This is a genomic window from Fodinicola feengrottensis (assembly GCF_039530045.1).
Lineage (GTDB): Bacteria > Actinomycetota > Actinomycetes > Mycobacteriales > HKI-0501 > Fodinicola > Fodinicola feengrottensis.
In genome coordinates, this window is sequence record NZ_BAAANY010000057.1 from 1 (window position 1) to 13,578 (window position 13,578).

Annotated in this window: 13 protein-coding genes; 6 read left to right on the top strand and 7 right to left on the bottom strand. The window is 62.7% G+C overall.

Going from position 1 to position 13,578, the window contains the following annotated elements:
* Positions 1-11: 11 nt before the first annotated feature.
* The 3 genes from ABD301_RS41825 to ABD301_RS41835 form a co-directional block, all read right to left on the bottom strand.
* The gene (locus tag ABD301_RS41825; protein WP_163567057.1) at positions 12-479 is read right to left on the bottom strand and encodes an SAM-dependent methyltransferase; all 468 of its coding nucleotides are present in this window, start codon (positions 477-479) and stop codon (positions 12-14) included.
* Between the two features lie 480 nt (positions 480-959).
* Complete coding sequence (locus tag ABD301_RS41830) at positions 960-1,700, bottom strand: alpha/beta fold hydrolase (RefSeq protein WP_163567084.1); 741 nt, start codon at positions 1,698-1,700, stop codon at positions 960-962.
* 583 nt (positions 1,701-2,283) lie between these two features.
* A complete protein-coding gene (locus tag ABD301_RS41835) occupies positions 2,284-2,433 on the bottom strand; it encodes a hypothetical protein (RefSeq protein WP_344315553.1) in 150 nt (49 codons plus the stop codon).
* 186 nt (positions 2,434-2,619) lie between these two features.
* Between ABD301_RS41835 and ABD301_RS41840 the strand changes: the two genes are divergently transcribed.
* Positions 2,620-4,371: a hypothetical protein gene (locus tag ABD301_RS41840; RefSeq protein ID WP_344315555.1), complete on the top strand. Its 1,752-nt coding sequence runs from the start codon at positions 2,620-2,622 to the stop codon at positions 4,369-4,371.
* 12 nt (positions 4,372-4,383) lie between these two features.
* On the opposite strand, the gene ABD301_RS41845 is transcribed toward ABD301_RS41840, so the two are convergent.
* Positions 4,384-6,192, bottom strand: a complete 1,809-nt coding sequence (locus ABD301_RS41845) for an AAA family ATPase (RefSeq protein WP_344315556.1) — start codon at positions 6,190-6,192, stop codon at positions 4,384-4,386.
* A gap of 204 nt (positions 6,193-6,396) precedes the next feature.
* Positions 6,397-7,428: a glycosyltransferase gene (locus ABD301_RS41850; RefSeq protein ID WP_344315558.1), complete on the bottom strand. Its 1,032-nt coding sequence runs from the start codon at positions 7,426-7,428 to the stop codon at positions 6,397-6,399.
* 75 nt (positions 7,429-7,503) lie between these two features.
* On the opposite strand from ABD301_RS41850, the gene ABD301_RS41855 reads away from it, so the two are divergent.
* The 4 genes from ABD301_RS41855 (at position 7,504) to ABD301_RS41870 (ending at position 9,832) form a co-directional block, all read left to right on the top strand.
* On the top strand, positions 7,504-7,941 hold the full coding sequence (locus tag ABD301_RS41855; protein WP_344315559.1) for a hypothetical protein: 438 nt from the start codon (positions 7,504-7,506) through the stop codon (positions 7,939-7,941).
* Positions 7,942-8,101: 160 nt separating this feature from the next.
* A complete protein-coding gene (locus ABD301_RS41860) occupies positions 8,102-8,821 on the top strand; it encodes a DinB family protein (RefSeq protein WP_344315560.1) in 720 nt (239 codons plus the stop codon).
* Positions 8,822-8,849: 28 nt separating this feature from the next.
* Positions 8,850-9,029, top strand: coding sequence for a hypothetical protein (locus ABD301_RS41865; RefSeq protein WP_163567051.1), 180 nt, complete (start codon positions 8,850-8,852; stop codon positions 9,027-9,029).
* Between the two features lie 188 nt (positions 9,030-9,217).
* On the top strand, positions 9,218-9,832 hold the full coding sequence (locus tag ABD301_RS41870; protein WP_344315561.1) for a hypothetical protein: 615 nt from the start codon (positions 9,218-9,220) through the stop codon (positions 9,830-9,832).
* Positions 9,833-10,153: 321 nt separating this feature from the next.
* Here ABD301_RS41870 and ABD301_RS41875 read toward each other — a convergent pair whose 3' ends face one another.
* Both ABD301_RS41875 and ABD301_RS41880 read right to left on the bottom strand, forming a co-directional pair.
* Positions 10,154-10,642 (bottom strand): GNAT family N-acetyltransferase, encoded by a 489-nt coding sequence (locus ABD301_RS41875; protein ID WP_344315562.1) that lies wholly within the window; start codon positions 10,640-10,642, stop codon positions 10,154-10,156.
* Between the two features lie 328 nt (positions 10,643-10,970).
* A complete protein-coding gene (locus tag ABD301_RS41880; RefSeq protein ID WP_344315563.1) occupies positions 10,971-11,633 on the bottom strand; it encodes a hypothetical protein in 663 nt (220 codons plus the stop codon).
* Between the two features lie 432 nt (positions 11,634-12,065).
* Here ABD301_RS41880 and ABD301_RS41885 point away from each other — a divergent pair, with 432 nt between their 5' ends.
* Positions 12,066-13,523: a sialidase family protein gene (locus ABD301_RS41885; RefSeq protein WP_344315564.1), complete on the top strand. Its 1,458-nt coding sequence runs from the start codon at positions 12,066-12,068 to the stop codon at positions 13,521-13,523.
* The last annotated feature ends 55 nt before the right edge of the window (positions 13,524-13,578 follow it).

Sequence of the window (13,578 nt, forward strand, 5' to 3'; positions counted from 1 at the left end):
GGCGAGTGGAACTACACAATCAAATCAACTGTTTGAAATCTTATATGATTCCAGCCCCTAAGAATCTCCCTCGGCTCGGACAAATCGCCGCCGACGAAGTGCGAACGATCGTTGTCTTCAAGCAACGCACGCCCGTAGGCAATGACGGTCGGGTCATTGTCGACATATACGACATTTACTTCCGGATTAATACGCTGGCTAACCTGGTGAGTGTTCTCGGCCGTGGGCAATCCCGAACCGCAGTCCAGGAACTGGTCGATCCCCTGCTCGGCCACCAACCAGCCGACCGCCTGCGCCAACCATTTACGATTCTCCACCATCAGATCGGGGATCTCCGGAGCCAACGCCACGACCTGTTCGTAGAGAGCACGGTCGGCCGCGAAGTTGTCTTTACCACCAAGGCAGAGGTCGTACACACGCGCGATGCTCGGTTTCGAGGTGTCGATAAACGACCCGCGTGACTTGTCCCTGTTAACCATGGGGCACTTCCAATTCTCGGCCACCGAACGACGGCTGGCTGCTATGAGCCTCCGTCAGAACTGTGGAGGGACTTCCTATACGGCTTCCAACTTAATGGAATTCCCGCAGTCTACGGTAGATTCTTGGCCGCAGGTGTTGTGTTGGCTGCGGTAGTTGCAGAAGTTGTCGAACCAGGGCACGATTAGGGACCTTGGGTGCGCTCGGGTGGTGAAGTGGTGGCGGGATCGGATCTCGTGTTCCAGGACGGAGAGGACGACTCGGCCGCGGCGTTGTCGAAGCGGGACCCACTCGGCCCATCGGCTGGATAATGTCTTGTTCGACTAGCCCAGGATTCGCAGTCGAACACCCTGCTCCCCCACCAAGCCGACGACCGTGTCGCCGCTGATGACGACCCATTCGCGCATCGTGCACTGGACCCAGCGACCCTCCCGGTCCGGCAGCTACCGGCCCGGGAGGATTTTGGGCTATTCGGCGCCGTCCTAGAGGAGAGCTTCCAGCAGGAGTTGGGTGATCTCGCCAGGCCGCTCCAGACTTGGCAAATGTCCGGCCCACGCAAGCTCCACCTGACGCGCCTTCGGCATGACTTGGGCAAGGTGCTGCGCGACCGCCAGGAAATAGTCCATGTCGCGAGCACCGGATACGACCAGCGCCGGAATGTCGATAGTTGCGGCATCGATCTCGGACGTTTCCGGGCCACCATCGGGATGTACGAGCTTTAGCCGGAGGCTGTTCGCCTGCATTTTCCTGACAAGCTCACGAGTGGGATCATCGGCTTCCGGGCCGAGCCAAGTCTGGACGTTCAAGTCAACCGCGGCGTCCAGCTGGCCAGCTTCCAAGAACGCCGCCACCGCCGCCGCAAAATCCTTCAAGGCTGCGGTCGGCGGAAGGCCCTGATACACGGGACAAAGCAGAATGAGCTGCGTCACGCGATCCGGGTAAGCGGCGGCGAATTCCATCGCGACCCGGCCGCCGTACGACGACCCGACCATAGCCGTTCGCGAAATTCCCAGTGAATCAAGGACCTCGCGTACGTCGTCGGCATCCCGATACGTGCCGGCAGTGGCTAGCGTCTTTCCAAAGCCACGAAGGTCGACACGTACAACCTGATGCGCAGCGATCAGCTCTGGCCATTGCGGATCCCACATCCGCAGATCGGCGACGCCTGAGTGCAGCAATAGCACCGGCGGCCCGCTGCCGTCGGATTCATGATGTATGAGCATAACGCCAGTATATTCAAGCCTGGGTTAACCGTCGCGCCTGGTTTTTCTGACACCACAGCCTTCGCGGTTTGACAGGTGCCGTACAGGGCTGTTATGGCATGCCTGACAACCAGGAGCTGGTTTGCATTGTCCTCACATAACGACCCACTTAACGCGCTATATAAAACGGTAGTTCGATGTGGGATTCGACATGCGACCCTCTGAAACGGCGTCGACTACGGGAGGAACTCATTGCGGGGACGTACTTCAGAGCTGGGAGCTGTCGAGGTAGTTGACATAGTTCTCTCGTTGATTCAATGGCGAAGTCCCGGTAAACTTCGAGCACGCCGACATCCGCCACCTGACCGACGCCCCCGGAACTTGGGATGCCGTCATCGCATTCTTTCCTTTGCTTCAGATGCAGCGAATCGACATTACTGCCACCCTGGCGAGGATCGGCCACTGGTTGGTCCCGGGTGGACTCGGATGGCTGTGGGGAAACCCCGGACGGTGCATCAAGGATGCGAAGACAGCCAAGAAGGCCGACCGTCAAACCGCGGCGCGGTGGCCCGGGCCGTCCGCGGACCCTTGGGTTGTCAGGTGGTCAGACATTTTCACCGATCCGCATCCGAACCCGAGTCTGCTGAGCACGCTCAGCGGCGGCGCTGGCGCCATAGTGGCTGGCCATCTCCTCCGACGACCAGCCCATCAACACCATCAGGTCGCCGGTGTCGCCGCTGGAACGCCTCCACATGCGCACGAGTGACCTGCGCAGGGTCGTCCGGAGCGTGCGGTCCCAGTGCCGCAGATAGTTACTCCACGTAGTCGACAGGCCCATGGTGAGCCTGTCCAGCCTCAGTAGCGGCCCCAAAGGACGCCAGGTCGTCGCAACCGCCATTCATGATGCGTGTCCGGGAGACCTGATTGATAGCCTGTCTGCATGCCAGGTGGCGATCCAGTCCGACACGTCGACGTTCCGATCGGCAGCCGGGCAGCACAATGGCGAACGACTCCTACCGAGCGCACTGTCCTGCTGATAGTTCATAACGTCACGACGCTTACCCGACTGCTTGATATTTTGCCGGTGTTCGACAGCGATCCCCGTATCCAACTGGTCGCCAGTTGGAACAGTTCTGATCCGTTCAGCCATGGCCTTACGGATCTGATCGACGATATCGGCGTCGTTGCCGTTCCCTGGGAACAGGCCCGTCACACGGCATTCGACCTCGCGGTCGCGGCCAGTCACCACGGCTCATTGACGGACATCGGCGCACCACTTGTCATCATTTCGCACGGAATCGGATATACTAAAAACTGGCTGGAGCAGCGAGCAGCGAGCAGCGAGCAGCGAGCAGCGAGCAGCGAGCAGCGAACAGCGAACAGCGAACAGACTTTCGGGCTCTCCCCGCAATGGGTTCTCTACAACGGTAAACCGGTCGCCGATGCCCTCGTGCTATCCCATCACGAACAGGTGGCAAGACTGGCCGCTGCGGCCCCAGCGGCCGTGCCTGCTGCGGTTGTGGCCGGAGATCCGTGCCTGGACCGGATTATGGCGAGTCTTGGGGAGCGCGAACATCATCGCTCCGCGCTTGGGGTGGGCGACCGAACGCTGGTGATGCTCTCGTCAACGTGGGGCTCCCGTTCTCTTTTGGGCTCTTCTCCCGATCTGATTCGCAGGCTGATGTCGGAGCTGCCGGTCGACCGGTTCAAAACGGTAGCTGCGATACATCCCAACGCACGGCACGGCCATGGTCCGGCGCAGTGGCGGAGCTGGCTCGCCGACTGCGAGCGATCCGGTCTGGTTTTGTTGTCAGAAATCGATGGTTGGCGCAGCGGTCTTATTGCTGCCGACGTCCTTGTTGGCGATTATGGGGCAGTCACTGGGTACGGTGCCGCAGCCGGTCGCCCGGTGCTCCTCGGCGCTTTCCCGGAACGTGAGGTCGCCTCGGGTTCGCCGATCGCCGTCCTCGGTCAACTGGCTCCGCGGCTCGACCCATCCCGTCCGATACGGCCGCAGTTGGAGGCGACTATCGCCCAGTGGCCTGTTGACGCACAACGGAAAATAGCCGAACTTGCCACCTCAATGCCAGGAGAGTCACTCGAGCGGCTTCGTACCTTGTTCTACCGAATTATGGACTTGCCGCTGCCGTACGGTGAACCGCCCATCGAGGCGGTGCCGATAGTCAAAAATATCCCGAAGGACAATGCCGCAGCCAGAATTCTCCAGGTCGAGTGCGTTGTTGACAGCGCCGGGCCGAACATTCAGGTGGTCCGGTTTCCTGCCGAGCTACAACGCAGAAAGATCGGGCTGACAGACACACCAGCGACCGATCACCATCTCGTGTCCCCGGCAAACTATCCGCTTCGGCGCTTACGATCAGCGGCGGCTGTTTTGACTGTCGAAGCGACAAATATCCGGCAGGACAGCTATGACCACTGGTTGACGACCACTATCGCGAATCACCCAGCGTGCATGATGGCTGTTCTGGTCACCCGAACGCGAGCCGTGGTGCGAGTGCGAAACGGTCCGCGATTGGAGATCAATGCACCTGATGGGTTCGCCGATGCCGCGGTGTCAGCAACGTATGCGTGGCTCGGCGTGGGAGGGTCCCTCGACGTACTCGCGGCAGGGGCGACCTTTCAGGTGGACGACACTCGCCGCGCGTTCCAGGTCCGCATCACTTCCTTGTGAAGGTCACTGGTCCTAGTCGTTCAACTCCTGCTCCCGGCGACGGTATTCCGCAGCATCGGCCAGACGGCCAGCGGCATCGCACAGCTGTGCCAGCTCCGCGGCGATTCTCGCGGCCCGAGCGTTGATCCCCAGCTCACTCAACTGCTCGAATGCGTCGTGCAGCATCGCTGCGCCCTGCCCTTGCCTGGCCAAAATTCGGCCCAGCACCTCGCTACTGAGCGCGTAGTTGACCGCACCCTCATCTTCCGCAGCGAAATACCGCCGGGCATTCTCGGCGTACGCCGCCGCGTCATCGTCGCGTCGCCCCAGGGCGGCCGCCACCCGGCCGCAGTGCAGATCCAGCAACGCGTACGCTCGCTGCTCCTGGTCGGTGTCGCACATCAGCGAGACCGTCTCGCGAGCCTTGCCGAAGCACCACAGCGCCAGAGGCAGATCGCCTCGGCCTTCAGCAGTCAGCCCGCGCCACTCCCAGAGGCTCGCCTCGCCGGCCGGATAGTTCTGGGCGAAGGCACGGGCGATGCACACGTCTGCCGACTGCCAATCCCTGTTGCCTTCATGCAGACCTGCGAGGTCCCGGTATAGCTGCCACAGTTGACGGTTGTCCGTGGCACGCTCCAACGCCGCCTCGTACAGGTCGATCAGCTCAACAATGCGGCGCGTCTGATAACCGTACGTCCACAACGCCATGGGAAACAGGACGCTGAGGTCTATGGAGCCGGTGGCCTGGGCGGATCGCGCGGCGGCAATGAGGTTCGGCCACTCGACGGCAAAACCTGCGTACCCGTTCTCGACCTTGTCGGCTGCGGTGAAGGCGGCTGGAATCGCTTTGTATTCGCTGCGTGCCGGAATGGGGAATGGCCGGCGACTGATGGCCTTGTCGTGGCTCACCGCGAACCGCCAATACCACTCCCCTGCCGTTCCCAGTAGGTTTGCTCGATCTACCTCGGACAGCGTCGCCGCCGCGCACCCCAGCGCGTGTTCCCTGACAAGGTTGTGAAAGCGGTACCGCGAGCCGTTGCGGTGAAGGATGTAGCCGGCGGTCAACTCGCGGAGCACCCGATCGGTGACAGTCGCGTCCTCACCCAGCACATGAGAGGCGAGGCCCGCGCTGAAGTCCATGCCCGGGAGCAAGCTGAATGTCGTGTAAGCCTTTGCTCCGAGCTCGTCCAACCGCTGATAGGTGAAGTCGAAAATGTCCTCGACAGGCCGACGGCCCTCGACATTCAGTATTTTCAGGATACTGCCAGACAACAACTCGTCCAGCTCAACGTTTCCCAGTCCGGGCAATTGAACAGCGAGAATCCCAATCGCCAAGGGCAATCCTTCGCACAGTTCGCCCAGACGCGCTGCGGCAGCTCGCTCGATGATGCCTCGACCGGCGATTGCCGAGATCAGCTCGGCGGCATCATCTCCGGTAAAACGGCCGAGTTCGATCGGCGGCCGGAATCCATCAACGCGAAGGTACGCAAGTGGATTCCTGCTGGTCACCATGACCAACGCATGCGCTGACTCGAACAACAGCGGCCTGACTTGTTCAACTGTCTCGACATCGTCAAGCACCAGAATGACCCGGCGGTCGGCCAAGCTGCTCCGCAACATGCTGAGACACTCCTCAGCACGATCAGGCACTCTATGCGGGCTAAAACCAAGCTGCGTCAGGAAATACCGAGCGACCTGGGCCGCGGTCACCTTGGCCTGAGGGTCCGAGCCATTCAGGTCGTAATACAGGTGCGCGTCCGGGAAATGCGCGGCCAGCCGATGACCTACCAGCACGGACAACGCGGTCTTGCCCAGGCCCTCCTGACCGGTCACCGCGATCAAGCTCGCTCCTTGACCGGTGATCGCGTCCTGCGCCCAGCCCTGTATTTCTGCCAACGGGCCCGTTCTGTTGACGAACAAACCCGGTCGCTTGGGCAGCAACCGCGGCCGAACGGTCCCCTGCACCACGTGTTTGTCCCCTTCCATGCAGTTACTGACACCTTATCGGACGGCGCAGTAACCGAGACGCCGATCACGTTGCCCGAGTCAGAGCTGCTGATGCAGCTGGTCGGCGGCAACCTCAGCGGCCCGCAGCAGCCGCAGCCGATCCCGCATCGCCTGCACGGCGTCCCGTACCCGAGCGTCCTCGATCAACACCTCAGCGGACTGACGCACCGCTCTCGCGGCAAGAACTCCACAGCGCAGGCCAACAAGCCGCGCAGCCGTACCCCGCTGCTCACGGCTTCGAGGTGCCAGCAACATCGGGACTCCCGCCGCCAGGCTTTCCTGCACCGAGTTCATCCCACCGTGTGTCAAGAAAACATCAACGTCTGGCAGCACGCTCCGCTGTGGAAACCAGCTGCGCGCCACAATATTTGCCGGCAGCGCCCCAAGTGTTGCCACCGGCAAACGTCCAGTCGCAAGCAACACAGTCCAGCCGGTACCGGCGAATTCGTCGACAATGTCACGATAGAACGTCGCCGGGCGAGCAAACACCGTCCCGTACGAGACCAGAAGCTTGGGGCCAGGCGGGAACGCTTTTACCGGCGGTTCGACCGGTCCAGGGTCACCGGAGGCGATCAGCGGCCCAACGAACGTGAACCGGGGGCCGAAACGCTCGAATCGAGGCTGCAGCTCAGGAATCACGTTGACGAGCGCGGGGCCAGATGTACGCGCCCTGCGCGCAAACGTGGTGTGGAACCGGACCACCCGAATACCCAGCCGGCCGGCGAGCCGAAGGGGCCACCGGAGGCGCACGTCGACGACCATCAAATCGGGAGGTTCAGCCAGGAAATCCTGCACGCACGCAACGGCCGCTGCCCGCCACGCCCGTCGGCGCCGGGCCGTCAACCCGCACTGGTCGATGACTGCCGAGAGATTCCAACTGGGCGGCACAGCCACCTCGTGATCCAACGCGGGGATCACTGGAATCGCGCCGATCGCGGCAATTCTGGCCGCGAAGCGCGCGCCAGCAACGACCTTTACACGCACGCCCCTGCGTACGAGCTCCGCAGCGACCGGAAGCATCGGGTTCACATGCCCATCGGCCGAATACGGCACGAACACGCACCCCGCCACGCCACTCCCCTCGTCGACTATCTTCTCCAGATCATGGACGTATCAATTCCGTGGTGGGGCTCCGGTGCCCTCGCATTGGCCGGCAGCGCCATCGTCACACTCGCCTCTCAAAGCAACATCATGGTCAACCGTAAGACCGAACGCCGACGCCTGTCCCGAGCCGACAAGACCGATCTCTACCCGCAACTCATCCATCTGACAGAGAAAATGATCCAGGCTCCAGTCTGGCCCGATGGACTCGGCGACCACCTGGCCCTGGCAGAGGAGATCCACGCGACCGCGAGCAAAGTCCGCTTCTTCGCACCCAAAGTAGTCGACGGCAAGGCCGACTCTGTTCGCGTCGCCGCGCAGGAGCTGGCCACCTCGATCGGCGACATCCGAGCCAACAGCCGGCCCGGACACCACAACACCATCGATCAACGCTTCGCCGAGCCGTACCACGCCGCCGTCGACACGCTGACGGCCGCAGTCACGGATTTCACACAGGCCGCGAAGAAGGACCTGGAGATCTGACCATCAACATTCCGGCCGAACCGAGAACGGCCACAGCTCGGCATCTTTCGTACCTCCAGCTCAAGCCAAGCCGATGTCGGGTTGCGGCGGTCTCGCCAGCAGAACCACCAAATCAAGCCGGGAGGCTGGCTTGTCGGTGCTCGGACCTAGTATGCGGAGCATGACGCGGTATGTCGACGAGGATCTACACGGTGCGGAGTTCCGCGAGTGCGACCTGACCGGGGCACGCCTGATCGGCGTCGTCATGCAGGACGCCATGATCGACGGGCTCATCACCAACCTCGTGGTGAACGGTGTCGAGGTCACCGAGTACGTCGAGGCAGAGCTCGACCGGCGTCATCCACTGCGGGTGCTGATCCGCTCCGAGGACCCTGCCGATCTGCGCGAGGCATCGCGTCAACTCCATGCCGGCTGGGCCGCCACGATCGAGCGAATCCGCCGTACGCCAGGCATCGAGCGCCGCAGCGTGAACGACGAGTGGTCGGCGGTGCAGACGATGCGCCACCTGGTCTTCGTCCACGACTCGTGGTTCCGCCGCTGCTGCCTGGGCTCGACGGAGCTGTTCACGCCGATGGGCATCGGGACGACCGTCGAGCCCTACCGTGGAGCGCACGGGCTTGACCTCTCGCTCGAACCGGCCCTCGACGAGATCGTGAGCGTGCGTGACACACAGGCAGCCGAGCTCGAGGCCTGGCTCGACGAGGTCACCGCTGCGCATCTCGCCGCTCGAGCGCCGGTGCCCGACGACGATGCCTGGCCGCCGTACGCCCGGGGCCGCACGGTGCGGCAGTGCCTCGGCACGGTGCTCAACGAGACCTTCGCGCACCACGGCTTCTGCGTCCGCGACCTCGACCTGATCGAGGCACAGGACACTGAGTAGGGCCGACTACGAACTCAGCATCCTGCGGATGCGTGCATCGCTGACCGTCTGCGCGGAGGTCGGCGATGCGATCTATCAGTACGCGCTGCCGTCGGCCCCAGCCACACTGTGGTCGTCCTCCACGCCACAAGCGACCCGCGCACCGATGCTGCTCGCCGGCCTCGTCGGCCTCGTCACCACGGCTCTGCTCCGCCTTTCGACCGGCTGACGCTCGGCGAAGGTGCGGCCTCGGGTGGCGAGTCGGCCACCTCGTACGGGCATGTCGGCAGGGTCGGCTGTCAGCTCGGTGACTGAAAGGCAAGACGCATGCCTGATGGGGAGGCCTACTGCGCATCGGAACCTGCGCTGCGAGGATCCCCGTTACCCTCCCGACATCTGACGTGCATGGGGGCAGGGATGGCGTTGTTTTATATTGTGATTCCGACATCTGCCGTGGCAGTGACGGCGCACGGTAACGCAGTGGTCGTAGTCCCTTACCTCATTGGCCTCGCGGTCGTGGGCCTTGTCATCCATTTCTTGATCCGACGAAAGGGCTCCGCCAAACAAGCCGAATTCGCGCAGCGGTGGGGCTTGATCCAAGTATCTCGAAAAAAGCAGGAATATCGCGGACGCTTCGGTCGGGTAGAAATAGGTGTTCGGTTCTTGCGGGAGAAGTCGTCGCGAACTGGCGCGTCGGGCACCGAGTACGTTCAGGTCTCGCTGCTGAAGCCGCGCAACTCCACCCGCTATGTGTCTGCGCGCGCCCGCCATCTTCGGCTGGCATCGCATCGCCGGGCCTCGTTGATTGAGGTGCGGACCGGCGACGCGGTTTTTGACGGCCGTTTCCGGGTTTTGGTCGGCACGCGCGACGATGCCGCCGCCATTCTCGACCCGGAGTTGCGTGCCGCGCTGATCGCCGTATCGATCGGCACGTTCGAATACATTCAGGGTGAAATCCGGCTGGCCTCCGTAGAAGATCCCGACGCATTGATGAAACTTGCGGAGGCTCTTTGCGCGCGGATTTCTGCCTGACCGTCCAGACAACAGACCTGCATCGAATTTCGCGCTTACGGAGGCCAACTGCACAGCGTTTGGCTCAGACGGGCGCCGGATCCGTCGTACGACCCGCCAGCAGATCATTGCCGCGATCACCGCAGCGGTTATCCAGAGATTGAACAGCAACATGCTCGGGGGCGAGGCGGTCGGGGTGATCCATTTCACCGGCGCCGATCCGGGCAACCAAAGCCTCAGGCTACTGTCGAAGATCCCGACGTGACCGCCAGTTTCTTCCGCGCATGACCAACGGCGACTACCGAGCCGACGCCGCTTCATCGGCGACGAGCGCCTGCCAATTCACGGCGATTCCGGCATCCGCACCATGTAGATATCGATCGGGTTCTGCTCCTCGACGGTGAACCCGTGGCGGTCGTAGAGCCGACGAGCAGCACTGCCCTGCAAGACATTCAGGCGGACCGGCGCACCGTCAGCGTCGGCTCGCTCCAGCAGCGTACGCAGGACAGCCGAGCCGAGTCCCCGACCCTGAAGGCCCGGTTCAAGATAAAAATGTTCCAGCAACAGCCCGCTCTCCACTGGTCGCAAGGTGACACAGCCCGCGAACGCATCGTCGGCCAGGATGATCGACGTGTGCTGCGCGGAGAACGAATCCCGCAACCGCTGCCGTACGCGATGTTTGTCGAAACGACCCAATCGTTCCAGATCCGGTCGCATTACCACGGCCCGTAGCTCGGCGATCATCTCGAGGTCGGCCAGACTCGCGGAACGTAACACCCATCCCACTGCGCGGCTTGCCTCAACCTCTTCCACCCGCTTACCCGTATTCATGATCGCAGTTTCTCACGCATGCCTGCCGCCACCATGTCTACTTCCTGCTCGGAGTGATGCACGTAACGTCGCACCATTGGGCGCACTGTCCGAGCGCCAGTAAAAACCGGGCTGTTTCAGGGGTTGTCTCGATAGTTTTACTGCGCCGGAAGACTGGCCCGTCCGCCGAGCAGTTATCAGGCTTCCGGGGCGTCGCTGGTGGTAGAGGAGACGTTGTTTTCCGTTGATTTCAACCTCACGGAGATACTCGTGTCCTATGCGCCTGGCAACGGCCACCGACGCGGCGTTTTCTTTCCAGAGGCCTGGCAAACCGACCCGACCCGCCGGTCTAGCGGTAGAGTCGAAGTGCATAGCAATAGGAAAAGCCCAGCGAACCGAGGAACGCCACCCAACCAACGATCGACCAGGTCAGGCCATGGCGGTGAAAGCACTGCCGAATGAGTGCGACAAACCCCAGCATGATTCCTATCAGGTGACCGCCGAAAACAAAATAGAGCTCGAGCTGATCGCCTCCTGGTGTGGGCTGGCAGCTGGGTATCAGCGGCTGGTCGGGGACGCCAGGCTCCGGATGCCCGGAACACCAGGTCTGAAGGAGATCCCAAACCCCCAAGAAATAGGAAAAGTCGAGTATGCAGCCGACCAAGACGATAGCGATCAGTGATATTGTCAACAATGCGGTAATGACCCCTGTGTTGATCCGCTCACCAGAAGGGTCTACCCAAACGTCAGGTTTCATCGAACTCACGCTATCCACGAACGCCGATCCGCGATTGGCCCTCAGGGCCAGGCGTTCGGGCCCGAAGACCAGGCATTCGGGCAACGCGTTTGTCACGACCGATAACGGCCCGGCGATTCCGTCGACCTGCGGACGAAGATATCGCCCATCGCCCCAGGCGGCCGCGCTGCCGGTGGCCAGCACGTACGGGATGAAGACATCCGGGTGACGGGCCTTTCGGGTCTCCAGATCCCAAAGCATGTCGCGGGTGAACACCAGTGGTCACCCAATGACACGAAGGAAACATCCTGGGCTGACCGTTGCCGCAACCGTGACCTGATCGCCGACCACGGCCGTCGCTGGTGTAACGCTCAGCCCGACAAAGTCGGGATCGACACGGCTGCGGCAGGCGCTACCCATGCCGCCAACGCAATGATGACGCATAACGTGGTGGCTGCCAGCTGCCTGATACCCACTGCCGCCTCTTGATCGTCAACAGTCCGTGAGTGCCGCAAATGTTCTGCACGATACCCGTGGCGGCGGACGACCTACCCCGCAGCTGCCCCGGGATTGTCTAGGCAAATGCGCCTTAGCGGGTCATTCCGCCTTATTGGATCTTTGAGTATGAGTAGAGAGTCTCCAGTCTCAACAACACTGGTCGTAGACTGCACCCGCAGTCGCCAACGACCCGGTAGAGGATGGGTAGCCGTGACTCAGAACCTTTGGCCGCGCCGGATCGTCGTCTGTGCCGCTGCTGTGGCGTTTTCGTTGCCATTCCTTGTGACTTCGGCGCACGCGGCGTCGCGGCCGGTCCCCAGTCCCGTTCGGGTTCTGCAGGTCGGGCAGATCGACGAGCAGGACATCGCCCCGCAACCCGGATCCGAACCGGACACGCTGGTCGAACCCGACGTCGCGATCTCGCCGATCGATCCGCGGATCGCGGTCGCCGCCGCGCACGACGGGCGGTTCCCGGACGGCGGGGCGGTCGACATCTCGTACGCCTGGACGCACGACAGCGGCAAACACTGGCAGCACGCCCCACTGCAGGGCGTCACGAAGGCCGCCGGCGGCCAGTTCGACCGCGCGTCAGATCCCGTTCTCACCTTCGGGCCAGACGGCAGCGTTTACCTGTCCGTGCTGGCGTTCGACACCGGCTGCCCGACCGCCGTCGCGGTGTCGCGGTCAACCGACGGCGGCCAGACCTTCGGGCGTCCGGTGCTGGCGCACTACAGCAGCGACTGCGCATATAGCGACGACAAGAACTTCCTGATCGCCGACCGCAGCCCGTTCAGTGCGCACCGCGGCCGGCTCTACCAGTTCTGGACGCCGTTTTTGTACGATGCGAACGGAAACAACACGGCGGCGCTGCAGGTCGTGCGGTGGTCCGACGACCACGGCCGGACCTGGAGCAAGACGGTGAACCTCACCAACGCGGGCACCTTCAGCCAAAACTCGCAGCCGATGATCCAGCCGGACGGCACGATCGTCGACGCGTACATCGACTACGGCACTGCCAGTGGCGGCGAGGCGCCGGAGAGCCGGACTGGCCACGAGTCCACCCACACGCGAGTCCCCCAACAGGAGGTCGCTGACCTGCTGGTCGCGCGTACGTCCCATGACGGCGGCGCGACCTGGAGCGCACCGACCACCATCACCCACGACGCCGGCGAAGGACCAGTAGGGATCCGCTGCTGCCTACCCTCCGCCACCGCCGATCCAGTGACCGGCCTTCTGTACGCCGCCTGGGATTCCGCCGACCCGACGGCCGTGCAACTGTCCCGCTCGGTCGACGGTACGCACTGGTCGACGCCGGTCGACGTGACCCACGGCAAGGCCGGCACTGACCACGTCAACGTCGGCGTGGCGGCATTCTTCGGGCGGGTGTACGTCTCGTACGGCACCCGAGACACGACCGTACAGAACGGCCGATACGTCCAGCAGCAACTATCGACATCGCTTGGCGGTGCTTACTTCGGTCAGCCGCAGCCCCTTGGACCACTCTCGGATCTAAACAACGCCGCAGTGGCCGATGGCAAGTTCCCCGGCGACTACATCGGGATCGCCGCCGGCCCCGGCCGCGCATACGCTGTGTGGTGCCGATCATCCACACCAACCGACCCGACCGCGACCTACCACCAAACCCTCTACGCCGCCGAACTCACCTAGGGCGTGTCTGCTAATTGATGTGCCTGGTGGTAGGTGATGAGGGCTGCGAGGTGGA